Annotated in this window: 24 protein-coding genes and 1 tRNA gene; 16 read left to right on the plus strand and 9 right to left on the minus strand. The window is 63.9% G+C overall.

Annotation, left to right across the window (positions count from 1 at the left end; translation table 11 throughout):
* Nucleotides 1-24: 24 nt before the first annotated feature.
* Complete coding sequence (locus tag NDI65_RS11290; RefSeq protein ID WP_042661921.1) at nt 25-780, minus strand: DUF5781 family protein; 756 nt, start codon at nt 778-780, stop codon at nt 25-27.
* A 190-nt stretch (nt 781-970) separates the two neighbouring features.
* Here NDI65_RS11290 and NDI65_RS11295 point away from each other — a divergent pair, with 190 nt between their 5' ends.
* The 7 genes from NDI65_RS11295 to NDI65_RS11325 all read left to right on the plus strand — a co-directional run bounded on the left by NDI65_RS11295 (nt 971) and on the right by NDI65_RS11325 (nt 7940).
* Nucleotides 971-3154: an elongation factor EF-2 gene (locus NDI65_RS11295; RefSeq protein ID WP_042663872.1), complete on the plus strand. Its 2184-nt coding sequence runs from the start codon at nt 971-973 to the stop codon at nt 3152-3154.
* 344 nt (nt 3155-3498) lie between these two features.
* Nucleotides 3499-4068 (plus strand): amino acid-binding protein, encoded by a 570-nt coding sequence (locus NDI65_RS11300; RefSeq protein WP_089779603.1) that lies wholly within the window; start codon nt 3499-3501, stop codon nt 4066-4068.
* Nucleotides 4065-5018, plus strand: coding sequence for a homoserine dehydrogenase (locus NDI65_RS11305; protein ID WP_310893670.1), 954 nt, complete (start codon nt 4065-4067; stop codon nt 5016-5018). The genes NDI65_RS11300 and NDI65_RS11305 overlap by 4 nt, the downstream gene beginning before the upstream one ends.
* 191 nt (nt 5019-5209) lie before the next feature.
* On the plus strand, nt 5210-6475 hold the full coding sequence (gene tuf, locus NDI65_RS11310; protein WP_042663874.1) for a translation elongation factor EF-1 subunit alpha: 1266 nt from the start codon (nt 5210-5212) through the stop codon (nt 6473-6475).
* Between the two features lie 2 nt (nt 6476-6477).
* A complete protein-coding gene (rpsJ, locus tag NDI65_RS11315; protein WP_004044563.1) occupies nt 6478-6786 on the plus strand; it encodes a 30S ribosomal protein S10 in 309 nt (102 codons plus the stop codon).
* A 254-nt stretch (nt 6787-7040) separates the two neighbouring features.
* Nucleotides 7041-7112 (plus strand) — tRNA-Ala (locus NDI65_RS11320).
* Between the two features lie 399 nt (nt 7113-7511).
* Nucleotides 7512-7940 carry a hypothetical protein gene (locus NDI65_RS11325; protein WP_089779601.1) on the plus strand — a complete coding sequence of 143 codons (429 nt, stop codon included), beginning with the start codon at nt 7512-7514 and terminating at the stop codon, nt 7938-7940.
* A 10-nt stretch (nt 7941-7950) separates the two neighbouring features.
* Here NDI65_RS11325 and NDI65_RS11330 read toward each other — a convergent pair whose 3' ends face one another.
* The 3 genes from NDI65_RS11330 to NDI65_RS11340 are packed head-to-tail and all read right to left on the minus strand — an operon-like array spanning nt 7951 to nt 10013.
* Nucleotides 7951-8856, minus strand: coding sequence for a hypothetical protein (locus tag NDI65_RS11330; protein WP_139043123.1), 906 nt, complete (start codon nt 8854-8856; stop codon nt 7951-7953).
* Nucleotides 8857-8891: 35 nt separating this feature from the next.
* The gene (locus NDI65_RS11335; protein ID WP_139043122.1) at nt 8892-9755 is read right to left on the minus strand and encodes a hypothetical protein; all 864 of its coding nucleotides are present in this window, start codon (nt 9753-9755) and stop codon (nt 8892-8894) included.
* Nucleotides 9756-9812: 57 nt separating this feature from the next.
* Nucleotides 9813-10013, minus strand: coding sequence for a hypothetical protein (locus NDI65_RS11340; protein WP_089779599.1), 201 nt, complete (start codon nt 10011-10013; stop codon nt 9813-9815).
* A 109-nt stretch (nt 10014-10122) separates the two neighbouring features.
* On the opposite strand from NDI65_RS11340, the gene NDI65_RS11345 reads away from it, so the two are divergent.
* Complete coding sequence (locus NDI65_RS11345; RefSeq protein WP_042663879.1) at nt 10123-10308, plus strand: ribbon-helix-helix domain-containing protein; 186 nt, start codon at nt 10123-10125, stop codon at nt 10306-10308.
* Nucleotides 10309-10806: 498 nt separating this feature from the next.
* On the opposite strand, the gene NDI65_RS11350 is transcribed toward NDI65_RS11345, so the two are convergent.
* Nucleotides 10807-11154, minus strand: a complete 348-nt coding sequence (locus NDI65_RS11350) for a hypothetical protein (protein WP_089779597.1) — start codon at nt 11152-11154, stop codon at nt 10807-10809.
* A gap of 169 nt (nt 11155-11323) precedes the next feature.
* On the opposite strand from NDI65_RS11350, the gene NDI65_RS11355 reads away from it, so the two are divergent.
* Both NDI65_RS11355 and NDI65_RS11360 read left to right on the plus strand, forming a co-directional pair.
* Nucleotides 11324-11698 carry a hypothetical protein gene (locus NDI65_RS11355; RefSeq protein WP_089779595.1) on the plus strand — a complete coding sequence of 125 codons (375 nt, stop codon included), beginning with the start codon at nt 11324-11326 and terminating at the stop codon, nt 11696-11698.
* A 95-nt stretch (nt 11699-11793) separates the two neighbouring features.
* Nucleotides 11794-12033: a hypothetical protein gene (locus NDI65_RS11360; RefSeq protein ID WP_042663886.1), complete on the plus strand. Its 240-nt coding sequence runs from the start codon at nt 11794-11796 to the stop codon at nt 12031-12033.
* Between the two features lie 150 nt (nt 12034-12183).
* On the opposite strand, the gene NDI65_RS11365 is transcribed toward NDI65_RS11360, so the two are convergent.
* Nucleotides 12184-13503, minus strand: a complete 1320-nt coding sequence (locus NDI65_RS11365) for a ribonuclease R family protein (protein ID WP_089779593.1) — start codon at nt 13501-13503, stop codon at nt 12184-12186.
* A gap of 120 nt (nt 13504-13623) precedes the next feature.
* Complete coding sequence (locus NDI65_RS11370) at nt 13624-13926, minus strand: small CPxCG-related zinc finger protein (RefSeq protein ID WP_004969072.1); 303 nt, start codon at nt 13924-13926, stop codon at nt 13624-13626.
* Between the two features lie 204 nt (nt 13927-14130).
* Here NDI65_RS11370 and NDI65_RS11375 point away from each other — a divergent pair, with 204 nt between their 5' ends.
* On the plus strand, nt 14131-14610 hold the full coding sequence (locus NDI65_RS11375) for an RNA-binding protein (protein WP_004969073.1): 480 nt from the start codon (nt 14131-14133) through the stop codon (nt 14608-14610).
* Between the two features lie 45 nt (nt 14611-14655).
* Here the strand turns inward: NDI65_RS11375 and NDI65_RS11380 are convergent, their stop codons facing one another.
* Nucleotides 14656-15336 carry a DUF1028 domain-containing protein gene (locus NDI65_RS11380; protein ID WP_089779591.1) on the minus strand — a complete coding sequence of 227 codons (681 nt, stop codon included), beginning with the start codon at nt 15334-15336 and terminating at the stop codon, nt 14656-14658.
* A gap of 141 nt (nt 15337-15477) precedes the next feature.
* Here NDI65_RS11380 and sepF point away from each other — a divergent pair, with 141 nt between their 5' ends.
* The 3 genes from sepF (at nt 15478) to NDI65_RS11395 (ending at nt 19459) form a co-directional block, all read left to right on the plus strand.
* Nucleotides 15478-15834, plus strand: coding sequence for a cell division protein SepF (sepF, locus tag NDI65_RS11385; protein WP_004969075.1), 357 nt, complete (start codon nt 15478-15480; stop codon nt 15832-15834).
* Between the two features lie 120 nt (nt 15835-15954).
* A complete protein-coding gene (gene uvrA / locus NDI65_RS11390; protein WP_089779589.1) occupies nt 15955-18903 on the plus strand; it encodes an excinuclease ABC subunit UvrA in 2949 nt (982 codons plus the stop codon).
* A gap of 133 nt (nt 18904-19036) precedes the next feature.
* On the plus strand, nt 19037-19459 hold the full coding sequence (locus NDI65_RS11395; protein ID WP_082256383.1) for a hypothetical protein: 423 nt from the start codon (nt 19037-19039) through the stop codon (nt 19457-19459).
* A gap of 37 nt (nt 19460-19496) precedes the next feature.
* Here NDI65_RS11395 and NDI65_RS11400 read toward each other — a convergent pair whose 3' ends face one another.
* Complete coding sequence (locus NDI65_RS11400) at nt 19497-21449, minus strand: COG1361 S-layer family protein (protein WP_089779953.1); 1953 nt, start codon at nt 21447-21449, stop codon at nt 19497-19499.
* Nucleotides 21450-21581: 132 nt separating this feature from the next.
* Here NDI65_RS11400 and NDI65_RS11405 point away from each other — a divergent pair, with 132 nt between their 5' ends.
* Nucleotides 21582-22577 carry an ABC transporter ATP-binding protein gene (locus tag NDI65_RS11405; RefSeq protein WP_089779587.1) on the plus strand — a complete coding sequence of 332 codons (996 nt, stop codon included), beginning with the start codon at nt 21582-21584 and terminating at the stop codon, nt 22575-22577.
* Nucleotides 22570-23373, plus strand: coding sequence for an ABC transporter permease subunit (locus NDI65_RS11410; RefSeq protein WP_089779585.1), 804 nt, complete (start codon nt 22570-22572; stop codon nt 23371-23373). The genes NDI65_RS11405 and NDI65_RS11410 overlap by 8 nt, the downstream gene beginning before the upstream one ends.
* The last annotated feature ends 40 nt before the right edge of the window (nt 23374-23413 follow it).

A 23413-nucleotide genomic window follows, 5' to 3' on the forward strand; every position in this document is an offset into this window, starting at 1 on the left:
TTTCCCGCAGTCGTCGCGCGGCGTTCAGTCGGCCGCCACGCCGGGGTTGACGACGTAGTTTTTCACCACGTCCACGAGCGTCCGGCGGTACTCGCTTTTCGAGGGGTCAGCGGCGAGCGTCCGGAACCGCTCTTTGAACGTGTCGAGCGACACCGACGGCGCGTCGTCGGCCGCGGCGTGCGCGAGGTCGTACAGCCGGTGGTCCGGTTCGACGAGGTCGTGCCGTTCCACGAGCGCGAGGGCGAACGCGGCGTTCACGGCCGTGATTTCGGGGTCCGACCCCGCGGTGACGAGTCGAGAGCCCGGCCGCGCGGGCGACTGCGGTCGGTCGGCGAGCGCCGCGGCCAGTTGCGATTCGAGGAACTGGACGAGTTTGTCCGCGGGCGCGACAGACAGCGTCAGGTCGTCGGCGTAGATGTCCTTGCAGTGGTTGGCGATCTGGTAGCAGTGCGCGAGCTTTCGGCGCTCGACGGTCCGGCCCGCGAGGGCGAGGAAGACCGCCTCGCGCGTGGACTGGTAGTGCGAGACGTGGCCCTCCTCGTTTCGGGCCATGTGCGATAGCTCGTGGAGCGCGAGCTCGCGGGCCATCGCGCTGGTGGCGGCCTGCCGGGAGATGTTGAGGACGTGGTGGTCCTGATAGTGGCCGGCCCACGTGCGGGAATCGGGGTCGTCGCGCACGCGCACGAACACGGGGTACGAAAGCTCGAACTCGGTTTCGAACAGGTCGGCGGCGCTCAAGAACGGGTCTGCCGGCGCGCCCCCGACGACTCGGAGGTCCATTCAAGTTGAGGAATGTTATCAACCAACATGACTCTTGCGCCGACCGCGGCGACGAGATTCGCGTCCGGCGGACAGTCTCGGGTATCGTGACAAAAATGCTCATACCCCGGCGGTAGGACGGCTGAAAATGGGAAATCCGCTCGGCAAAAACACTACTCTTTTGACCCTCCTGCCGGTAGACCCCTGTATAATGGGCCGACGAAAGAAGATCGTCCAGGAATGTGAGAAACTGATGGACAAGCCGGAGCAGATCCGGAACATCGCCATCGCCGCTCACGTCGACCACGGTAAGACGACCCTCTCCGACAACCTCCTCGCAGGTGCGGGCATGATCTCCGACGAGACTGCCGGCCAGCAGCTCGCGATGGACACGAAGGAAGACGAACAGGAACGCGGCATCACCATCGACGCCGCAAACGTCTCGATGACCCACGAATGGGAAGGCGAGAACCACCTCATCAACCTCATCGACACGCCGGGCCACGTCGACTTCGGTGGCGACGTGACGCGCGCGATGCGCGCCGTCGACGGCGCGCTCGTCGTCGTCGACGCCGTCGAGGGTGCCATGCCGCAGACCGAGACGGTCCTGCGTCAGGCGCTCCGCGAGGGCGTCAAGCCGGCGCTTTTCATCAACAAGGTCGACCGCCTCATCAACGAACTGCAGGAAGGTCCCGAGGAGATGCAGAAGCGCCTCGTCGACGTCATCACCGACGTCAACGAGCTCATCCGCGGGATGACCGAGGAGAAGGACTACGACTGGACGGTCTCCGTCGAAGACGGGACCGTCGCCTTCGGGTCCGCCCTCTACAAGTGGGGCGTCTCCATGCCGTCGATGGAGGAGACCGGCATCTCCTTCGGCGACATCATGGAACTGGAGCGCGGTGGCGACCGCCAGGAACTCCACGAGCGCACGCCGCTTTCGGACGTCGTCCTCGACATGGTCGCGGAGCACTTCCCCAACCCGCTCGACGCCCAGCCCCGCCGTATCCCGACGGTCTGGCGCGGAGACTCCGAGTCTGAAATCGCGCGCCAGATGCGCGAGGTCGACGACGACGGCGAAGTCGTCTTCATGGCGACCGACATCTCGATGGACCCCCACGCGGGCGAAATCGCGACGGGTCGCCTGTTCTCCGGAACCATCCGCAAGGGCCAGGAGCTCTACGTCTCCGGGACCGCGGGCAAGAACCGCGTCCAGTCCGTCGGTGTGTTCATGGGCGGCGAGCGCGAGGAACTCGACCGTGGTGTCCCCGCGGGGAACATCGCGGCCGTCACGGGCCTCCGTGACGCCATCGCCGGTTCCACCGTCTCGTCCGTCGAGATGACGCCGTTCGAGTCCATCGAGCACATCTCCGAGCCGGTCATCACGAAGTCCGTCGAGGCGGAGCGCATGGACGACCTGCCGAAGCTCATCCAGACGCTCCAGCAGGTCGCGAAGGAAGACCCGACCATCCGCATCGAGATCAACGAGGACACGGGCGAGCACCTCATCTCCGGTCAGGGCGAACTCCACCTCGAAGTCATCACCCAGCGCATCCGCGACAACCAGGGCATCCCGGTCCGCACCGGTGAGCCGATTGTCGTCTACCGCGAGCAGGTCCAGGGCAAGTCCCACGAGGTCGAGGGCGTCTCCCCGAACCGCCACAACAAGTTCTACATCACGGCGGAACCCCTCTCGCAGGACATCGTCGACTCCATCAAGCTCGGCGAAATCTCGATGGACATGCCCGAACTGGAGCGCCGCGAGGCGCTGCAGGAAGCCGGCATGGACAAGGACACGTCCCAGAACGTCGAACACATCCACGGGACGAACATCCTCATCGACGACACGAAGGGTATCCAGCACCTCAACGAGACGATGGAACTCGTCATCGAGGGTCTCGAAGAGGCGCTCGACGACGGTCCGCTCGCCGCGGAGCCCGTCCAGGGGACGCTCCTGCGCCTCCACGACGCGCGACTCCACGAGGACACCATCCACCGCGGTCCCGCCCAGGTCATCCCTGCGACGCGCGACGCGGTCCACCGCTCGCTCATCGCGGGTCAGGTGAAGCTCCTCGAACCCATCCAGAACGTCCGCATCGACGTCGCCTCCGAATACATGGGCTCGGCCTCCGGCGAGATTCAGGGTCGCCGCGGCCGCGTCGACGACATGTACCAGGAAGGTGACCTCATGGTCATCGAGGGCATCGCGCCCGTCGAAGAGATGATCGGCTTCTCGTCGGACATCCGTTCGGCCACGGAAGGCCGCGCCTCCTGGAACACGGAGAACGCCGGCTTCCGCGTGCTCTCGGACAACCTCCAGCGCGAGAAGATCATGGAGATCCGCGAGCGCAAGGGCATGAAGCTCGAGCTCTCGCAGGCTATCGACTACATCTAAGCGCGACCGCCGCGCCTTCTTTCGTTTTTTCACCCGGGCAGCCATAGCCCCGGTTCGTCGGCCCGTCTTCGCGTCGCCGCAGGCCGGTTCCCGTGTCGCCGCCGGCGTCTTTCTCGTCTCGCCGCTCGCCGTCGCGCTCGCGGTCGACCGCCGTCCGTGACACATGCCAGCACGCCCTCGGCGTCGGCAAACCGTGTCGGCTGCGAAGGCTTATACCGCGTGGCCGAATCACGGGTAGATATGCGTAAGGGCACGTCTCTCGACTCCTGGCGCGACGACGCGAAACCACGACCGAGCCGCGCGTCGCGGACAACAGCGTCGGGACGGCCCTCGGGGGTGGGGCGATGAGCGCACAGGACATCGACGGCGGGAGCGACGCCGAGGCCGACGGGAGCGGCGAGATGCCGAAACCGCACACGATTCGGCTCGAACTCGTCGACGAGCCCGGACAGCTTCTGGCCGCGCTCAAGCCCATCTCCGACAACGGCGGCAATCTGCTTTCCATCTTCCACGAGCGCGGGAGCCTGACCCCTCGCGGGCACATCCCCGTGGAGGTCGACCTCGAATGCCCGCCCGACCGCTTCGAGCGAATCGTCGAGGCGCTCCGCGACGCCGGCGTCAACGTCATCCGCGCCGGCGCGGAGCACTTCGGCGAGGAGGTGATGGTCATCCTCGTGGGCGACATCGTCGACTCCGACCTCTCGGACACGCTCCACCGCATCGAGTCCTCGGCGGACGCGACCCTCCAGGACCTGTCGCTGTCCGCCCGCGAGGGGACCGACGAGGCGTCGAGCGCCCGGCTCCGACTCGCGGTCCGCTCCGGCCGCGTCGACGAGACGCTGTCGGTCGTCCGCGACCTCGCCGCCGAGAAGGGTCTGCACGTCGTCGAACCGCTCGCGGAGGGCTCCCAATGAGCCTCAGACTCGCCGTGCTCGGCGCGGGCGCGGTCGGCGGCTCGGTCCTCGACCTCGCGGGCGACTACGGCCACGACGTCGTCGCCTTCGCGGACTCGTCGTCCTCGGTGGCCGACCCGGACGGTCTCGACCCGAGCGCGGTCCACGACCGCAAAGAACGCGAGGGCGTGGTCGGCGATGCCGCCCCCGAATCGGTGTTCGACGCCGACTACGACGTGTTGGTGGAGGCGACGCCGACGACGCTCGGCGACGCCGAACCCGGCTTCTCGCACGTCGAGCGCGCGCTGGGCGACGACCGCCACGTCGTCTTGGCGAACAAAGGTCCGGTCGCCGAGCGCTATGCCGACCTGCGCGCGCTCGAAGCCGAAAGCGAGGGGACGGTACAGTTCGAGGCGGCCGTCGGCGGCGCGATTCCCATCCTCTCGACCATCTCCGACCTCGGCGCGCCGCACGTGACCGCCGCTCGCGGCGTGCTGAACGGGACGGCGAACTTCATCCTCTCGCGGATGGCCGCCGAGGGCCTCGACTACGAGCACGTGCTCGCGGAGGCACAGGACCTCGGCGTCGCCGAGGCCGACCCGACCTTCGACGTCGACGGCATCGACGCCGCGCTGAAGTTCGTCATCCTCGCGAACGTCCTCTCGGACGGCGAGACCGAGTACGCGCTCGACGACGCCGAAGTCGAGGGCATCCGCAACGTTCCGGGGACGGCGCTCGACCTCGCCGCCGAGGACGGCCGGACAGTCCGCCTCATCGGCGAGGCAACCGCCGACGGCGTCCGCGTGGCCCCGCGGCTGATTCCGCAGGGCTCCGCGCTGTCGGTCACGGGCACGCAGAACATCGTCCAGTTGGAGACCAAACACGCGGGGCAACTGAACATCAGCGGCCGCGGAGCGGGCGGTCCCGAGACGGCGACGGCCGTTCTGTCCGACGTGTCTCGTCTCGAATAGACCGGGAGACAGCCTGTACCCCTCGTTTTCTTTGACAGTCGACCTCGACCGGCCGTTCCGTTTCCGCGACCGTGGTATGGTTCCGCAAATCGCAGTACGGCGGTTAGACGGCCCGTAGCGCGTATCGAAATCGTTTTAGGGGTTTCAGCAAAAACATTCCCCACAGAGCGCCTTAGCGCGTGACCACACCAATGAGCGACAAACCCCACCAGAATCTGGCCATTATCGGCCACGTCGACCACGGTAAGAGTACGCTCGTCGGCCGACTCCTGTTCGAGACCGGCTCCGTCCCGGAGCACGTCATCGAGCAGCACCGAGAGGAAGCCGAGGAGAAGGGCAAGGGCGGATTCGAATTCGCCTACGTCATGGACAACCTCGCCGAAGAGCGCGAGCGCGGTGTCACCATCGACATCGCCCACCAGGAGTTCGACACGGACGAGTTCTACTTCACCATCGTCGACTGTCCTGGCCACCGCGACTTCGTCAAGAACATGATCACCGGTGCTTCGCAGGCTGACAACGCGGTTCTCGTCGTCGCCGCCGACGACGGTGTCGCGCCGCAGACCCGCGAGCACGTCTTCCTCGCCCGCACCCTGGGCATCGGCGAACTCATCATCGCGGTCAACAAGATGGACGTCGTCGACTACAGTGAAGACAAGTACACGGACGTCAAGGAGCAGGTCAACAAGCTCCTCAAGCAGGTCCGCTTCAACTCCGACGACGCGACCTACGTCCCGATTTCGGCCTTCGAGGGCGACAACATCGCCGAGCGCTCCGACAACACGTCGTGGTACGACGGCGACATCCTCCTCGAAGCGCTCAACAACCTGCCGGCACCGCAGCCGCCGACGGACGCGCCGCTGCGCCTGCCCATCCAGGACGTCTACACCATCTCCGGCATCGGTACGGTCCCGGTCGGCCGTATCGAGACGGGTACCCTCAACCCCGGCGACAACGTGAGCTTCCAGCCCTCTGACGTCGGCGGCGAGGTCAAGACCGTCGAGATGCACCACGAGGAAGTCGACCAGGCCGGACCTGGCGACAACGTCGGTTTCAACGTTCGTGGCGTCGGCAAGGACGACATCCGCCGCGGCGACGTCTGTGGCCCGGCTGACGACCCGCCGAAGGTCGCCGAGACGTTCAAGGCGCAGGTCGTCGTCATGCAGCACCCCTCGGTCATCACCGCTGGCTACACGCCGGTCTTCCACGCCCACACGGCGCAGGTCGCGTGTACCATCGAGTCCATCGACCAGAAGCTCGACCCCGCGTCGGGCGAGGTTGCTGAGGAGAACCCGGACTTCATCAAGTCCGGCGACGCCGCCATCGTGACCGTCCGTCCGCAGAAGCCGCTCAGCATCGAGCCGTCCTCCGAGATTCCGGAGCTCGGCAGCTTCGCTGTCCGTGACATGGGTCAGACCATCGCGGCCGGCAAAGTGCTCGAAGTCAACGAGCGATAACGATGCAACAGGCACGCGTTCGGCTCGCCGGCACGAGTCCGGAAGACCTCGACGATATCTGCGACGACGTCCGCGAGATCGCGAACAAGACGGGCGTCAACCTCAGCGGGCCGATCCCGCTGCCCACGAAAACGCTCGAAGTCCCCGCCCGCAAATCGCCTGACGGCGAGGGGACGGCGACGTGGGAGCACTGGGAGATGCGCGTCCACAAGCGTCTCATCGACCTCGACGCTGACGAACGCGCTCTGCGCCAGCTGATGCGCGTTCAGGTTCCGAACGACGTCAGCATCGAGATCGTCCTCGAAGACTAACGACGGCGCTGTCCGGGTTCTCTCGGACCGCCCGTTCGTGACGGCCCGCCCGTCACACTCGCGGCTGTCGAGGCGCGCGTCCGGAGGACTCTGCCTCCGAGCTGACCTTCAGCGCTAAGGCGCGTGTCATCTCACTTCCGTTCGACGCGCGAGCAGACGCCCGCATAATCGCCCGACGGAACGGGATGCTATCGCATGCCCGGCCGCGGACAAAACATAGGGTATAAGTGTATCCCACGACTCCGTGGGAATGAGGGCTCGTAGATCAGTGGCAGATCGCTTCCTTCGCAAGGAAGAGGCCCGGGGTTCAAATCCCCGCGAGTCCACTACCATTTTCGCGACGCAACCCAGCGAGTCGTGACTCCGTGAGGAGTCCGACGAGTACCTTCTGCGTCGCGTGATGTAGTGCCTGTTCGAGCGGGGATTTGAATCAGGGAGCGAGAGGTGAGCGAGCGTCGCGAGCGAACGGGAGCGACCGTGGTTCAATATCCCCGCGAGTCCATTTCCTTCGGTCGTTTCACTCCCTCAGTCACTGGACTCGCTTGCCCCCACTCGCTTCGTCTGCGGGCGACCCGTAAGTCGCCCGCAGGGCCAGCGAGACGACACGGTCGTCTCGCACTGCTCGTGGGGACCCCGCGAGTCCACTACTTTCTCTCGACACCAAACCGACGAGCAGTGGCTCTGTCAGGAGCCCTGCGAGTCACGCCAGTGTCGATCGTCTGGATATGCGCGACCTCTCGCGACATCAAAAAGAGCGACTGCAGAGCGGCGAGACCGCGACGCTCGCCGAGGAGTTGGTCGCCGAGGTTTACGACCTTGACCACCGACCAGACGACGCGTTCTGGTACGACTGTGTCCATCCCAACAGCGGCGCGAAGACCGAGGTCAAATCCACCTCCGTACGGATCGGCGAGAAGTACCCCGCGCACGGACGCTTTCGACTTCGACACGACCAGACGCGCTCGTTACTCGCGGCGGACGCTCGGGGCGTTGCGTGGTTCGCGTTCGTCCTCTACGACTTCGACAGGGGTGAGATTCGGATTCGTCGGGCGAAGCCGTCGACGGTGAGTAAGTGGGTACGTGAGGCTGGTGGGTGGAACGAAGCCGGCCACGAGGAGTTTGAGGAACAGCGGAAGATGTATTTGATGACCTAGTACCGATCACCTAGTCTTGGTTGCTATCCCGGTGAGGGACTTCTAGCTTTGCTTGGTAGTGCACTCCAAGAGCGAAGAGCACGTACGCAGCAGCAAAGGTGAGTAAATAGCTGTCTGAATTGGCATATGGTGCCAAAAAAGGGTGTGTGAGTAGTATCACTGAGGCAAACGTCAAATTCCTTAGTGGGTTCTTGAGAGCTAAGGAGTCCTCACTAAACACTAATTTTGAGAGAACAGATATTAAAAACCTATTTAGTTTATTGGCTATTTGTTCTGAGTATAGAATTAATGCAGCAATATGGCGGACATACGTAAGTCCTATTACTGTAAGTATCCCAATAATAATTAAAATGCTGGTTACTTGGTTGAAGACTGTAGACACCACTAAATCGAATATAATCGCGAGGGAAGATAGTGTCAAGAATAGTGATGTTGCTAGTGTTGCCCTGATAAACTCTCCTGGATTGTCACCCTTCTTGAAACTTTCAATTACATCTTCGTAACTAGATGGTTTCTCAACATGGTCTCCGAAAACTGAATTGTACCACTGATATACCTGCTCTAGTGCCGTTTCAGTGTCTTGACTATAATATCGTTCGCTGAGATATCTCAGTTGTGCATTAGATTTTCTCCGAGCGTTATAATATGTGATTGACGAGAGTGAAATTGACATTACCATCCCAAATATGGCAAGAACAGTCATCGGATTGTTAAGATCCCTTGCCATGTCAACAATAATCGAAGTCTCTTTATTCTCGTTATTTGCTGCAACTCGTGACACTAGACTAATCAGAGATATTGTTAGTGGAATTATGAATAGCTGAATACTTAAAATTGAGAGAGAGTCACTTGCCAAGTTATCATAAATATTTTTCCGATAGTTGATTATTTCATGGAATAAGGAATCTTCAGGCATGTATTTTGTTGTCTCCTACACTAATAGATTTCATTTTAACGTAGTTCTTCAGGATTTGTGTATAAGTCTGATTTTTGAAGTGTGAAGGAATATCCACAAGTAGTAATCAATTCTTGTATTGTTTTGACAACCCATCCATCGGTTTCCGGATGTATATAGACCTCATTAATTAATTGGTCTACATTGATATCCAAGTTAATGCCCGGCGGCATGTTCTCTATAGCTAGTTGGAACATGTCTACCCCGTCTGCTAGTTCAAGAATGTGTTTGTTCTGCTCAATTTTTTGTCTAACCCGCGGGATCAATTTGGGCTCTAGTACAGCTAGTCTAAATTCTTGCTCGTGTTGGAAGCTTTTTCGTTTGTGAAAAACTGGGCTGTAGGGTCCTTTAGGCATGTCGTCGTTGGAGTAATCAAGGTATTCAACACACCCAAATGAGTAGTCCATATATCCTGATAAGTCGACAGCCGAAATCAGCGACCCAAAATCAGTTTTTATCGCGACACTCTGATTTGATATTCCGTATAATTCCCATAACGCAGCAGATTGGTTCTCGTTTTTGTGCCAACAGCTCGCATACGAAGTCTTACTAAAGTTTGTCTGACCTTTTGGCGGCTCATAATCTTGCCCTTCTGGAGACGGGATTTCTTCTTCAAATGCTGTTAGTCGTTTATTTGACCACACGCCTTCGAATGGGTCGTCAAACTGAGTTATTTGAGGCAACCATATCTGTTTCTGGACTAACATGGAGAAGAATCTAGTAAAATCAACATATCTCCATAGAGTTGCATTGGTTGATGGCTTTGATGGTCTCCAAGAATTAGGAAATGTTTCTTCTGTCTGATTAACTTCTATGGTATCCTCTAGTACATCCTCTATCTCTAACTCATATTCTCTCATGTTTGGTCTAATATGTGTGGTGTTTTTTGGCAAGCTTAATATGAGTATGTACGATATTTAGTCTTCAACCTTTGCGAGAATAGATGGGTCATCAATCGCTAACTGCATAAGACGGCGAATCGCCTCTGCGCGCGACAGATCAAGTGGAACAGTACCTTCTACTTGTGCTCTTTTGAGGGCTCGATCAAATTCCTCGGCGAAGTCATTGCTGACCTGCGCGGAGACGTTTTTAGTCCCATTGTCCGGGCTCGTGCTCATATTTGGTGTAACGACTTAGTGATTGATGAGGTGTGGCCAATAACTCATTGACTCAATAATTCTTTGGGTCAGTAAGTTATACATCACTATTCTGCTCACTTATTCACGCATGGCACTATCGGTTAACGTCACCATCTCGATGCCACCGGAGATGGTCGAGAAAGTCGACGAACAGAGCAAGAACCACGGAATGAGTCGTGCTGAATACGTCCGCCATCTCATTCAGCAAGCACCCGACTCGCCATTCGATGAACCAGACCTGCGACTCACCGAGAGTCCACAGGTAGACGCTTAGAAGGGGGACTGGAGCCTTGGAAACTCACCACTCCCCCGCGAGTCCACTACCATTTTCGCGACGCAAGACTATGAGTCGTAACTTAGGGGTCCGACGAGTCACTACTGCGTTGCGGACAGATGCACGTCCAGTTTCTCATTTCTGTCCCATGCCGAGTTGATATGCCACGAAGTACGTACTGAACATTGATATGAGAAGTACGGTGCAGAACGTGCTTAGAAAATAGAAGAGTTCAACGATTGAATTTGGTGAGCTGACGCCAAGGAACCGTGATACGGCCGCAGAGAATCCAATAGGGGGCAGCGAAATAATTATCAGTCCAAATTTACTGGACCATGCGCTGGACCGCCCCTGCATGAAGTCTTTTGGAGGGGATTCCATACTATAATCACACGCAAAGAAATGTTTTAAAATTATCATATGCGTCTCACGGTCTGAGCTACTGCTATTTTCGTGACGCCACCCACCGTGACGAATACTGAGCTGTAGCGTTCGCGGCTACACAATCGCGACCCGAACGAAGTACCACTCTCCCTCGTACCGGACGAGTTCGGGTCGGTCAGAATCGCTGAACGCGAACGGATTCTCCTCGTCGGGTCCGAACGTAACCCGGCCATCCAGCGCGTCCCGAAACACCTCTTTCCGCGGTTCGGAGAGGTTCTCGAAGCGGGCGGTCTTGTTATCGGGCCACGTCTCGGCCCGACTTCCGTTCTCCAGTTTCGAGACGGAGACGAACTCGGTCCCGTACGCCGGATCGCCGGTCGTCGGCGTCTCGTTGGTTGGCGTTGAGTTGTCAGTCGGTATCGGAGCGGTCGTTAGTATGGTCGTCGGTGTTCCGTCGGTCATCGTCGCAGTTGAACTGGGGCCACCGGCACAGTCGGCGACGAGGAGGACACAGAGAACCAACCCGACGCGCCAAGCGAGGGCCATTCGTCAATCTTCACTTCCACCGAACCCGACACTTTCACTCCGCTCATGGCGGACCCTCTTACCGTCTCGCTTCGAGGGCGTCGGTATGGAAACGCGACGAGGCGAACCCCCGTCGGACCCGACGGCCCTCTTTCGAGCAATCGTGTCGAAACTCCGCGAGACGCGCCGCGGGGTCCACCAACACCGGATGGCGCAGGCGTTGCTCCAGAGAGACGCCAACGGCTCGCGGCTGATCGGACTCGACGCGGACACCGAGCGGGCGGTCTTTTTCAATCCCGCGTCGCGGACGCTCGAACTGATCCCGTTCGACCGGGAGGGAACGCACGAGGAACGCGCGGAGGTGCTGTCGCGTCGGCTGAGCGACCCGTCGTCGTGGGTCGAAGCCAACGCCGCAGAGCTGTCGTGGGTGCACCCGCACTTCCGGTGGGCCTGCGGGTTGGACGACGCGGGGCAGTCGTGAGTCGAGAATCGTGAGCCGTATTCGTGAGTCGCGTCTAACCGCGGTCGGTGTCCAACCGTGAAGAATTATACGCACGCCCCGCGCACAACACGTTCATGAACGACGAGGAACTCGACGAACTCCGGTCGTCGCTCACGCCTTACGAGTCCAGCGGCGGCGTCACCACCTACCAGAACACCGTCTCTATCGCCTGTCCGGCGTGCGAGAAGCCGTTCGACGACTTGGTCGTCTGCGAGAACGACTACAACAGCCTCGAACTGAGTATGCTGCTCGACCTCTGTGTGACACAGCACGACGGCGACGTGCTGCTGTTCACGCACAAACAAGAGGAGTAGACGGTCGCGGCGAGGGAGCGAAGGCCACCGTTTCGACACCTCGGTTAGTCGAATCTGTCGCTCTGCGGTCGGCTCGTCGGAATCGGCTGGTGGACTCCTGTCGGCCCTGTCTGTCAAAAACGAGTCGGTCGAACGGGAGCGACCGCGCGGTTACTCGCGCGGCGGGAGGCCGTTTTCGTCGATGACCTCGCCGTCGTCGTCGACGGTGACGATACCGCGGTTGTTGACCGCGTAGGGGTCCAAGCCGACCTCTTGGAGGAACTGCTTGTAGAGCCGCTCGGCCGTCTCGGCGTCCTTCTGTCGGTCCGAGGCGCGGTCGCAGAGTTCGACGAGGTCCTCGGGCACGTCGTTCTCGTGGACGATCCAGTGGTTGATGAGGTCCGACAGCCGCCGGATGGGCGAGGTGAAGTGGCCGTAGATGTCGAAGTTGAGCGCGTAGTGGCCGCCGAAGGGGTCGTTCATGTACTTCGCGCGGGGCATCACCTTCAGCACGGCGCGCTGAATCTTGTTGAGCGTGCGGGAGTTCGCGCTCTCCAAGGCGTCGTTGACGGCCTTTCGGGGTTCGTCCCACGACGTGGACTGGATGCTCACGCCGTCGAGTTCGGTGATTTCGCGGAGCGCCTTGTCCCACTGGTCGGGGGTCGGCTGCGGGTGAACGCGGTACATCGCCTCGACGCCGCGGTTCCACATGAGTTCGTGCGTGACGGCCTTGTTCGCCTTCAGCATGCACTCCTCGATGATGGTGTGGGCGCGGTCCCGGCTCGGGTTGAGGACCAGCGAGCCGTCTTCCTTGCGCTGTTCGTGGAGTTGGTCGGCGAGGTCGAAGACGAGGGAGTTCTCCTCGTGGAGGGGGAGGTCGGGGTCTTCCAGCCGGTTTTCACACTGCGTGTAGGTGAGCCGTTCGTTGGAGTGGATGACGGACTTGTAGATGTCGATAGACTCGAACGAGAGCGTGTCCTTCTTGATCTCCATCTCGACGGTGTGGGCGAGGCGGTCCTCCTCGGGGACGAGAGAACAGACTGTCTCGGCCAGCGCCGGCGGGAGCATGTGGATGGTGTAGGCGGGGAGGTAGACGGTGTTGCCGCGCTTGACGGCCTCGGCCCACATCTCCGAGCCGGGGTGGACGTAGTGGGTCACGTCGGCGATGTGGACCCACAGCGTGTACGTCTCCTCGTTCTCGCGGATGCTCAGGGCGTCGTCGAAGTCCTGGGCGTCGACGGGGTCGGTCGTCCACGTCGTGAGGTCTCGGAGGTCTTTGCGGTGTTCGAGTTCGTCTTCGATTTCCTCGTGGACGCCGTCGGTGCGCGCACGCGCCTCCGAGAGGACTTCCGGTGGGAACGCGTCACGAATCTCGAACTCCTCGAACAGGTCCTCGCGCTTGTTCTGGAGGTGTCGCGCGAGTTCGGCGTCTATCTCCACCGGTCCTTGCCCTTCGGCGGTCCCGGCGTACGCCTGCGCGTCGTCTGACATAGCCCCGACTAGACGGGGCAGGGAGAAATGAGTGTCGGGCACGAGCCGCGACGGACGAGAATTGATATCACTCGTCAGCGCGCGTTTGCGCGGACCGGCGACGGGCCGCCGAACCCGTCTTCAGCGCCCGCGCTCGCCGGGGGATTCGTACCGCTCTTTGACCGCGTCGAAGTAGCGAAGCAGGAACTCCTCGTTGGAGATGCCGTGTTCTTCGATGTCGACGAGGAGGCCTTCGAGCTCCTCGCGGGGCTGATGACAGAGTCCGCGGTAACAGGCCTTACAGAGGTGTTCGAACCGCTTACCGTGCCGTTCCCAGCGGTTCCCCTCTTTGTCGTACTCGCGCGCCGCCGACCGGAGGACCGCGTCACCGCATGCGATGCACACGACGCGCTTCCGGTCCCGGTTCGTCCGGGAGCGCCACATATCGTTGGTGTGGACCCAATCGTACTTAGCAGTTTACCCCACACAGTCTGACGCGCGTCGGACGCCGGTTCGGCTCGGTTCATCTCGCGGCGGTCGGTCGTCAGTCGTCAGTCGTCAGCGGTCGGTCGCCCGCAGTCGGTCGCCGCCGTCGCCCACTCGACGCGGAGCGGTCGATTTATCGGCCGTGAGCGTCCACGACCCGGTATGAAGGTCAAGTCTCGCCACCACCTCCGAAGCGACGAAATCGACGCGCTGTGCGACTCCATCGAATCGTCCCTCGGCGTCGCCCTCGACGGCGACGCGTTCGAGGCGGTCGAGTTCGCCGACGCCGACTACGAGGTCGTCCTCGTCGACGGCGAGCCGGCGGTCATGTACGTCGACGACCAGCCGTTCCTCACGGTCAAGGGCGCGAACCAGTTCCCGCCGACGACGAACGTCGTCACGGTCGACGCGGGCGCGGTCTCGTTCGTCTCCAGCGGGGCCGACGTGATGCGCCCCGGCATCACCGAGGCCGACGACACCATCGAGGCGGGCGACCTGGTCGTCATCGCGGAGGAGACCCACGGCAAGGTGCTCGCCGTGGGTCGCGCGCTCGAAGACGGGGCCGACCTCGTCGGCGACTCCGGCAAGGTCGTCGAGTCAATCCACCACGTCGGCGACGACCTCTTCGAGTTCTCGGTCTGACCCGCGGTCGCAGGACTCGGCGCACGCCGTGTGCGCTCCTCTCGGCTACGCTTCGGCGTACTTCTCCAGCGCCGCCTCGTACCCCTCCCGCGCCATCGAGAACGTCTCTCGAAGGTCGCGCAGCGGCGTCTCCGTCGCGTCGACCCGGAGGTCGTTGTAGTACGGCTCCGTCTCGCGGTCCTCGGTGGAGGTCACGACGACCGCCGCGCTCTGGATAGCGAGGTCGTCGCGCTTGTCGCCGCCCGCGGCGTGTCCCGCGCCGAGCGCGTCGATGAGGCGCTTCGCGAGCGGTTCGTCGCCGTCGGCGTTCCGCTCGTAGGCGTCGGCGGCGGCCTCGACGACTTCCTCTCCCGTGAGCAGGTTGCCCGCGACGGTGTAGTCGTCGCCCTCGCGGTGGCCCGCCCAGCCGAGGCAGTCGTCACCGGTGAAGGCGAATGTCGTCTCGGAGCCGACGCCGTGGAGCTGTCGCTCCGCGCGGCCGTCGTCGGCGTTCAACAGCGCCCGCAGGGCGTCGTCGACGGCGAGGCCGTCTTCGAGGTAGTCCATCCCCTTCCGACCGAGTTCGACGTTCGTCAGCGCCTGTGTCGCCACCGCGCCGTGTTCGCTTGCAAACGGGCAGAGCGCGCCGACCCCCGGGAGTCGGGTCGTCACGGCGACGCCGAAGCGGTGCTGGTCGTCGCCGTCGGCGTCGACGTACGACTCGCGGACGCAGATGCTGAAAGTCATCGTGTTCGTCTCCCCCCGCGCGCCGCGGGGTAAAAACACCCCGCGAAACGGCGCGGCCGGCGCGCGTCGAGTCGAGAAATGTCTGCGTTTCGACAGTCGTCTGACGTAAGAACTAACCCCGTTGTGGCCTCTCTACGTCCTATGGGTATCATGAGTAAGATTCTCGGTGGTGGTGGTTCCCGAACGACCGAGGACTACGTCGAACTCGACCTCGACGACTTCGACACCGCTCGCGGCGACGCCGGTCTCTCGGTTCACATCGCCGAGATCGGCGGCCAGCAGGACGTTATCGCCATCAAGGACGCCGTCTACGACGGCAATCTGGTCATCGCGGACATCACCCGCCACACGACCTCCGACAACACGATGGAACACATCATCGACGACCTCCGGCAGGTCGCGCGCGAGGTCGACGGCGACATCGTCCAGAAGGGCGACGACCAGATCGTCATCACGCCGACGGGCATCTCCATCTCGCGACAGAAGCTCAACGGCTGACGCCGGCGGACGACATCTCCCTTCCACTCCGATTTCTCCCCGACTCGCGGACGCGAGCGATGCGGTTCGAACGGCCCGAACCGATGGCTATTCGGTCCTCTCGTTCCTAGAGTCGTCCGAATGAGCAAGGACTACATCGAGGTTCGCGGTGCCGAAGAGCACAACCTCAAGAACCTCGACGTTCGCATCCCCCGCGAGACGTTCACCGTCGTCACCGGCCTGTCGGGGTCAGGCAAGTCCTCCCTCGCGTTCGACACCGTCTACGCGGAGGGCCAGCGGCGGTACATCGAGTCGCTTTCGGCCTACGCGCGGAACTTCCTCGGCCAGATGGACAAGCCGAAGGTCGAGGCCGTCGAGGGCCTCTCGCCCGCCATCTCCATCGACCAGAAGAACGGGGCCAACAACCCCCGGTCGACCGTCGGGACCGTCACCGAACTCCACGACTACCTCCGCCTGTTGTACGCCCGCGTTGGCACCCAGTACGACCCCATCACGGGCGAGGAGGTCGGCGAGCAGTCCGCACAGGACATGGTCGACCAGATTCTCGAACTCCCCGAGGGCACCCGCGCGAAGGTCGTCGCGCCGGTCGTCCGCGACCAGAAAGGCGAGTTCAAAGACCTGTTTTCGGACCTCGTCTCCGAGGGCTACGCCCGCGTCGAGGTCGACGGCGAGGAGTTCGACCTCTCGTTCGAGACGCCCGAACTCGACAAGAACTACGACCACACCATCGACGTGGTGGTCGACCGTGTGAAGGTCGCGCCAGAAGCGCGCTCGCGCATCGCAGACTCCGTCGAGACCGCGCTGGAGGAGGCCGGCGGCGTCCTCAAACTCATCGTTCCCGACCCGCCCGAAGACCTCCCCTTCGCCTCCAACACCCGGTCGACCGGGTCGCTCGCGGGCGAGGGCGACGACCGCCTCGTCGTCGAGTTCTCCGAGGAACTCGGCAATCCGAACTCGTCGTTCCGCTTTTCCGAAATCGAGACGCGGTCGTTCTCGTTCAACAGCCCCCACGGGGCCTGCCCGGAGTGCGAGGGCCTCGGCAAGGCCAAGGAGGTTGACCCCGACCTCGTCGTCACCGACCCGTCGAAGCCGCTCAAGCACGTCTTCGAGCCGTGGAGCTACAACCGGACGTACTACCGCCGCCAGCTCGACAACGTCGCCGACCACTTCGGCGTCAGCGTGGACACCCCGTTCGAGGAGCTTTCCGACGAGGTGCAGGACGCGTTCCTGTTCGGCACCACCGAGGACGTGGTGTTCGAGTGGACGACGAAGAACGGCACGCGCCACAAGGAACACCCATTCGAGGGCGTCGTCGGCAACCTCGAACGCCGCCACGTCGAGACCGACTCCGACCGGACGCGCGACCACATCGAGGAGTTCATGGCCGTCACGACCTGCCCCGACTGCGACGGCTCGCGGCTCAAAGAGCAGTCCCGCCACGTCCGCGTCGGCGGCACGACGCTCCCCGAGGTCAACCGCATGACCATCGCGGGCGCGCTCGAACACTTCGAGGGCCTCGAAAGCGACCTCTCGGAGCGCGACCGCACCATCGCACAGGAGATTCTCAAGGAGATTCGCGCCCGCCTCGGCTTCATGACCGAGGTCGGCCTCGAATACCTCACGCTCGACCGCGAGGCGGCCACGCTCTCGGGCGGCGAGTCCCAGCGCATCCGCCTCGCCACGCAGGTCGGCTCCGGCCTCGTGGGCGTCCTCTACGTCCTCGACGAGCCGTCTATCGGCCTCCACCAGCGCGACAACGACAAACTGCTCAACACGCTCGAAGGCCTCCGCGACCTCGGCAACACGCTCATCGTCGTCGAACACGACGAGGAGACGATGCGCCGGGCCGACGAAATCATCGACATGGGCCCCGGTCCGGGCAAGCGCGGCGGCGAGGTCGTCGCGCAGGGCGACTTCGACGACATCGTCGCGGCCGACGACTCCATCACGGCCGACTACCTCTCGGGCCGCAAGGACATCGACGTGCCCGACGCGCGGCGCGAGGGCGACGGCGAACTCGTCGTCCGCGGCGCGCGCCAGCACAACCTCGACGACCTCGACGTGCCGATTCCCCTCGGGACGTTCACGGCCGTCACCGGTGTCTCGGGGTCGGGCAAGTCCACCCTGATGCACGAGATTCTCTACAAGGGGCTCGCGCGCCGGATGAACGACAACACCTCCGTCGACCCCGGCGAGCACGACGCCATCGACGGCTACGACGAAATCGAGACGGTGCGGCTCATCGACCAGTCGCCCATCGGTCGCACCCCGCGGTCGAACCCGGCGACGTACACCGGCGTCTTCGACTACGTCCGCGAGCTGTTCGCCGAGACGAAGCTCTCGAAACAGCGCGGCTACGAGAAGGGCCGCTTTTCGTTCAACGTCAAGGGCGGCCGCTGTGAGGCCTGCAAGGGGCAGGGCAACGTCAAAATCGAGATGAACTTCCTCTCGGACGTGTACGTGCCCTGCGAGGAGTGCAACGGCGCGCGCTACAACGCCGAGACGCTCGACGTGACGTACAAGGACAGGACCATCGCCGACGTGCTCGACATGGAGGTCGACGAGGCGCTCGACTTCTTCGAGGCGAACTCGCAGATTCGCCGCCGCCTCCAACTGCTCCACGACGTGGGCCTCGGCTACATGCAGCTCGGCCAGCCGTCGACCACCCTCTCCGGCGGCGAGGCCCAGCGCGTCAAACTCGCCGAGGAACTCGGCAAGAAGCAGACCGGCGACACGCTCTACCTGCTCGACGAGCCGACGACCGGCCTCCACAAGGAAGACGAGCGGAAGCTCATCGAGGTGCTCCAGCGCCTCGTCGACAACGGCAACACCGTCCTCGTGGTCGAACACGAACTCGACCTCGTGAAGAACGCCGACCACATCGTCGACCTCGGTCCCGAGGGCGGCGCGGGCGGCGGCACCGTCGTCGCCAGCGGCACGCCCGAGGAAATCGCCGAGAACCCCGACTCCCACACGGGCCGGTACCTCCGCGACTACCTCCCCGACGTGGACGAGGAAGGCCCGCGGTCGGACCGCCGCAAGCCCGCGAAAGTGGCGAACGACGACTGAACCGCCCGTCGTCGCGGCATCTCGTTTTCGACGGTCGCTTCGCGCCCACCGGGGAGCGACTGCCGGCGGACCTGACATTCGCCTGCCAAACTAGTCGAGAGAAAAACATTTCAAATCGCAACGCGTCATCTGTATGCGTATGTCACGCATACTCAAGACATCGGGGTTCCTCGGGCTGGCGACGATGATGGTGGTGGGGCTGTACCAGTACACGCTACTGGAATCTGGGGGCGTGCCGTCGTGGCTGGTGGGCGGCCACGCGCACTTGGGCGTGCTCTCGATTCTCGCGGTCGTGATGGGCTTTGCGGTGGACGCGTTCGCGCTGACGGGGCGGCTCCGGGCGGCGGTGAGCGGGCTGTTCGTCGTCGGGCAGTGGCTGTTGCCGCTCACTATCTGGGTCGGCGTCGGGCTCGGACTGTTCTTTTTGGTTCCGACGACGTTCCTGTGGGGGCTCTGTCTCATCGTCTCCATGCTCATCATGGCGTGGCAGGCGTGGGTCAGCGAGCCGACGACGCCCGGCGGGATGCCGGGTCCCGCGTCGCCGGCCGACGACTGAACGCGCGCCTCGACTTTTTTCAGCGCCCCCGGAGCCATCAGCGCCGCCGGTACCACCAGTAGCCGACGCCCGCGAGCGCGAGCGCCACGACGAGCGCCGGGAGGACGGGGAACGTCGTCGCCGGTTGGACCACCTCGACGGCGACCCGCTGGGTGCCCGTCGAGAGCTGTCTGCCGGCGTCGTCCTCGTAGTTCACGTCGACGCCGACGACCTGCGTCTTCGGGACGGCGTCGTCGCTCACTTCGAGGTCGAAGACGACGAGGCGCGTTTCGCCGGCGTCGAGCCGGGGGACGAACGCCACGGCGTCCTCGCTCGAAAGCGGCTCCTCGGCGACGAGTCTGACCGTCACGTCGGTCTGCGGCGTCGCCTCGGTGTTCGTCACCGCGAGGACGAGCCGGCCGGTCGAGTCCACCTCGAACGTCGCGTTCCGCGGTTCGACCGCGACGGCGGGCGTGTCGGTGCTCACGGCCGCGAGCACGTCGGTCCGGTCGGCCGCGCGCAGTTCGTCGCCCGGCGGCCGGTACTCGACGACGAACGGGAGCCGGCGCGTCCCCGGCGTCGACCCCGCGGCGATGCCGATTGCGTACTCGAACCCGGCCGACTCGCCGGGCGCGAGCGTCCCGACGGTCACGTCGACGTCCGTCGGCGTCAGCGCCGGATCCTCGGTTTCGAGGCGGAGCACCACGTCGCGGGCCTCGGTCCCGCCGACGTTCTCGACGGTGCCGACGACGCGGCCGACGCCGCCGACCCTGAGCGTGCTCTCTTCGACCGTCACGGCGAACGCCGGGCCGGCACCGGGGTCGAGACCGGCGACGAGCGACTGGGTCTTCCGGTCGCCGCCGGGGTTGCGGAACGAGACGGCCACGTCCAGCGAGTAGGGCCGGTCGAGGGCGTCGTCGGCGACGCGGGTGCGGAAGCTCACGCGCCTCGTCTCGCCGGGCTCCCACGCGCCGACGTAAGCCTCCGCGGCGGGCGCGCCGGCCCCGAACGTCACCTCGGAGTCGGCGGAGGACACGCCGACGGTCGCGGCCGCGGCGGTCGCGTCGCCGACGTTCACGAGTTCGAGCGTCAGCGTGCCGGTGTCGCCGACGGCGACCGCGGCGTCCACGTCCGCGAGTTCGAAGTCGGCCCCGCGGGTCGGACGAACCCCGGCGACGAACGCCCGCGAGGTCCGTTCTTGGCCGTCCTCGTCGCGGTAGCTCACGGTCAATTCGACCGAGTAGTCGCGGACGATGGCGTCGTCGGCGACGCGGGCGCGGAACTCGACGCGCTCTGTCGCGCCCGCGTCCCACTCGCCGACGAAGGTCTCCGCGGAGGCGACGCCGCTCCCGAACGTTATCTCCGGGTCGGTCGAGGTGGCGGTGACGGTCGCGTCCGCGGCTCCGACGGGACCGACGTTCTCGATGTCGAGCGCGACGGTCCCGCTGTCGCCGACCGCGAGGGCCGCGTCGACCGCCCGGACCTCGAACGCGGGGCGGCGCTCCACGACGACTTCGAGGTCTCGCGTGACGGTTCGGCTCCGGTGGGTGGCGTCGACGTCGTCGCCGTCCACGAACACCGAGGCGGTGTAGTCGTAGGTGAACGTGACGGGTACGTCGTAGGTGCCGGGGCGAGCGCCCTCGGCGACGCGGAGGCGGAGCGACACCGGCCCGGAGACGCCCTCGGGGACGGTCCCGACGGGAATCTCGCCGCTGAGGACCGTAATCGGCCCTCTCGAATCCGCGCTGATGGTCAGCGCGCGGGCCGTCTGGACGAGCGCCTCGTACTCCTCGGGGCCGTCTTCCGTGACCGTCCCGCTGTTGACGACGAACACCTCGACCGCGGTCTCGGTGCCCGCGACGAGCCGGTTCTCCGGCGCGATAACCGTGAGGTCGGGCCTCCCGGCCACCTGACTGACGGCCGCGGCGCTCCCCGTTGCGCCGAGGAGGGCGGACACGACTAGTAAGGCGGCGAGGAGCGCCGCGCTCGTACGCCGGCCGCGGGGAGTCATGGTGAGGAGACCGGCGGGCGACCCCGCTTCAGTCACCGTAGATACGCGGTATGTAATCTTAACAACACGCTCGGCTCTCGGCCGGCGGTAACGTCACGCAAGGGATACGTTCGGGGCGCGCCTACGTGTAGTATGTCCGTCCCCGCCATCGACATCGACGGTCTGACGAAGTTCTACGGGGACGTTCGCGGGGTCGAGGAGCTCTCGCTTTCGGTCCCGGAGGGAGAACTGTTCGGCTTTCTCGGCCCCAACGGCGCGGGGAAGTCCACGACGATTCGCCTGTTGCTCGGCCTGCTCAAACCGACCGACGGCACGGCGCGCATTCTCGGCGTCCCGGTGGACGACCGGGACAGCTTCCTCGACGTGCTCGGTCGCGTCGGCCACATCCCCGGCGACCCGCGGTTTTACGACGACGTGAGCGGCCGCAAGACCCTCGACTACTTCGCCGGACTCTCCGGCGACGACCGGCGCGACGAACTCCTCGACCGCTTTCCGGTGCCGCTCGACCGCCCGGTCCGGGCCTACTCGCGCGGCAATCGGCAGAAACTCGCCATCGTGCAGGCGTTCATGCACGACCCGCGGGTGGTCGTGATGGACGAACCGACCTCGGGGCTGGACCCCCTCGTCCAACAGGAGTTCTACGAGTTCCTCCGCGAGGAGCGCGACCGCGGGGTGACGGTGTTCTTCTCGACGCACATCCTCGGGGAGGTCCGCGAGGTCTGCGACCGCGTCGCCATCATCCGCGACGGTCGGCTCGTCGCCGTCGAGGACATCGACGACCTGCTCGCGCGGAGCGGGAAGGTCGTCTCGGTCCGGTCGCCCGACGCCATCGACCTCGCGGACTTCGAGTTCCCCGAGACCATCGACGCGCGCATCGAACCCGACGGCTCGCTCCGACTCGTCACCTCGGGCAACTACGACGCCCTCGTGGACGCCCTCGACGGCTACCGCGTCGACGACCTCGAAGTCCGCGAGACGGCCATCGAAGACGTGTTCATGCACTTCTACGACGAGGGAGGCGGCGAGAGCGGAGGCGAAGGTGACGGCGAGAGCACCGTCACCGACGGCGAGACCGACGACGCGGCGGAGCCGTCGCCCGCAGACGCCGAGGAGCCCGCGGATGCGTGAACTCGACATCGCGGCCTTCGAGTTCGCCCGGCGGCGGCGCGGCCTCCTCGTCGTCTGCGTGCTCCTCGTGGCGACCGCGGGGCTCACCATCGCCGTCTACCCGTCGTTCGGCGAGTCCGACATCGACTTCGCCGAACTGCTGGAGTCGTATCCCGAGGAGCTTCAGGCGGCGTTCGTCGGGAGCGTCACCGACATCTCCTCGCTGGAAGGCTACCTCGTGGTCGAACTCTACCAGCTCGTCTGGCTCCTCATCGTCGGGAGCTACTTCGCCTACGCCGCGGGGTCGCTCGTCGCCGGCGAGGTCGACCGCCAGTCGGTCGAACTCGTCCTCGTGCGGCCCGTCTCGCGCACGCGGTTCGTCGTCGGTAAGTTCCTCGCGATGCTCCCGGCGGTCGCCGTCGTCGACCTCGCGCTCCTCGCGGCCGTCGTCGTCGGCGCGGGGCTCATCGACGAGGAGATTCACCTCTCTCGCCTCCTCGCGGTCCACGCCGTCGGCGGCCTCTACCTCCTCGCCTGCGTCGCCATCGGCCTCCTCGCGTCGGCGTTCTTCGGGCGGGTCCGCCGGGCGCAGGGCGCGGCCATCGGCGTCGTCTTCGGGACGTTCCTCCTCGACTCCCTGACGGTCGACACCGACTACGAGTTCCTCGGCTCGCTGTCGCTCACGCGCTATCTCGACCCCGGCGAACTCCTCGTCGCCGGCGACGTTGATTGGGGCGGCGTCGCCGTCCTCGTCGCCGTGACGTGCGCCCTCGTCGTCCTCGCGGCCGAGGTGTTCGAGCGACGCGACCTGTCGTAGTCGTCGTCCCGTCGCGTCCCCGAGCGGTCACACGACCCGC

The sequence above is a fragment of the Haloferax sp. S2CR25 genome, assembly GCF_031624535.1.
Lineage (GTDB): Archaea > Halobacteriota > Halobacteria > Halobacteriales > Haloferacaceae > Haloferax > Haloferax massiliensis.

What these genes read in the sequence shown, in the direction of transcription:
- NDI65_RS11290 (WP_042661921.1), bottom strand. Translation starts at nt 780, where the DNA reads ATGGACCTCCGAGTCGTCGGGGGCGCGCCGGCAGACCCGTTCTTGAGC.
- NDI65_RS11295 (WP_042663872.1), top strand. Translation starts at nt 971, where the DNA reads ATGGGCCGACGAAAGAAGATCGTCCAGGAATGTGAGAAACTGATGGAC.
- NDI65_RS11300 (WP_089779603.1), top strand. Translation starts at nt 3,499, where the DNA reads ATGAGCGCACAGGACATCGACGGCGGGAGCGACGCCGAGGCCGACGGG.
- NDI65_RS11305 (WP_310893670.1), top strand. Translation starts at nt 4,065, where the DNA reads ATGAGCCTCAGACTCGCCGTGCTCGGCGCGGGCGCGGTCGGCGGCTCG.
- tuf (WP_042663874.1), top strand. Translation starts at nt 5,210, where the DNA reads ATGAGCGACAAACCCCACCAGAATCTGGCCATTATCGGCCACGTCGAC.
- rpsJ (WP_004044563.1), top strand. Translation starts at nt 6,478, where the DNA reads ATGCAACAGGCACGCGTTCGGCTCGCCGGCACGAGTCCGGAAGACCTC.
- NDI65_RS11325 (WP_089779601.1), top strand. Translation starts at nt 7,512, where the DNA reads ATGCGCGACCTCTCGCGACATCAAAAAGAGCGACTGCAGAGCGGCGAG.
- NDI65_RS11330 (WP_139043123.1), bottom strand. Translation starts at nt 8,856, where the DNA reads ATGCCTGAAGATTCCTTATTCCATGAAATAATCAACTATCGGAAAAAT.
- NDI65_RS11335 (WP_139043122.1), bottom strand. Translation starts at nt 9,755, where the DNA reads ATGAGAGAATATGAGTTAGAGATAGAGGATGTACTAGAGGATACCATA.
- NDI65_RS11340 (WP_089779599.1), bottom strand. Translation starts at nt 10,013, where the DNA reads ATGAGCACGAGCCCGGACAATGGGACTAAAAACGTCTCCGCGCAGGTC.
- NDI65_RS11345 (WP_042663879.1), top strand. Translation starts at nt 10,123, where the DNA reads ATGGCACTATCGGTTAACGTCACCATCTCGATGCCACCGGAGATGGTC.
- NDI65_RS11350 (WP_089779597.1), bottom strand. Translation starts at nt 11,154, where the DNA reads ATGACCGACGGAACACCGACGACCATACTAACGACCGCTCCGATACCG.
- NDI65_RS11355 (WP_089779595.1), top strand. Translation starts at nt 11,324, where the DNA reads ATGGAAACGCGACGAGGCGAACCCCCGTCGGACCCGACGGCCCTCTTT.
- NDI65_RS11360 (WP_042663886.1), top strand. Translation starts at nt 11,794, where the DNA reads ATGAACGACGAGGAACTCGACGAACTCCGGTCGTCGCTCACGCCTTAC.
- NDI65_RS11365 (WP_089779593.1), bottom strand. Translation starts at nt 13,503, where the DNA reads ATGTCAGACGACGCGCAGGCGTACGCCGGGACCGCCGAAGGGCAAGGA.
- NDI65_RS11370 (WP_004969072.1), bottom strand. Translation starts at nt 13,926, where the DNA reads ATGTGGCGCTCCCGGACGAACCGGGACCGGAAGCGCGTCGTGTGCATC.
- NDI65_RS11375 (WP_004969073.1), top strand. Translation starts at nt 14,131, where the DNA reads ATGAAGGTCAAGTCTCGCCACCACCTCCGAAGCGACGAAATCGACGCG.
- NDI65_RS11380 (WP_089779591.1), bottom strand. Translation starts at nt 15,336, where the DNA reads ATGACTTTCAGCATCTGCGTCCGCGAGTCGTACGTCGACGCCGACGGC.
- sepF (WP_004969075.1), top strand. Translation starts at nt 15,478, where the DNA reads ATGGGTATCATGAGTAAGATTCTCGGTGGTGGTGGTTCCCGAACGACC.
- uvrA (WP_089779589.1), top strand. Translation starts at nt 15,955, where the DNA reads ATGAGCAAGGACTACATCGAGGTTCGCGGTGCCGAAGAGCACAACCTC.
- NDI65_RS11395 (WP_082256383.1), top strand. Translation starts at nt 19,037, where the DNA reads ATGCGTATGTCACGCATACTCAAGACATCGGGGTTCCTCGGGCTGGCG.
- NDI65_RS11400 (WP_089779953.1), bottom strand. Translation starts at nt 21,449, where the DNA reads ATGACTCCCCGCGGCCGGCGTACGAGCGCGGCGCTCCTCGCCGCCTTA.
- NDI65_RS11405 (WP_089779587.1), top strand. Translation starts at nt 21,582, where the DNA reads ATGTCCGTCCCCGCCATCGACATCGACGGTCTGACGAAGTTCTACGGG.
- NDI65_RS11410 (WP_089779585.1), top strand. Translation starts at nt 22,570, where the DNA reads ATGCGTGAACTCGACATCGCGGCCTTCGAGTTCGCCCGGCGGCGGCGC.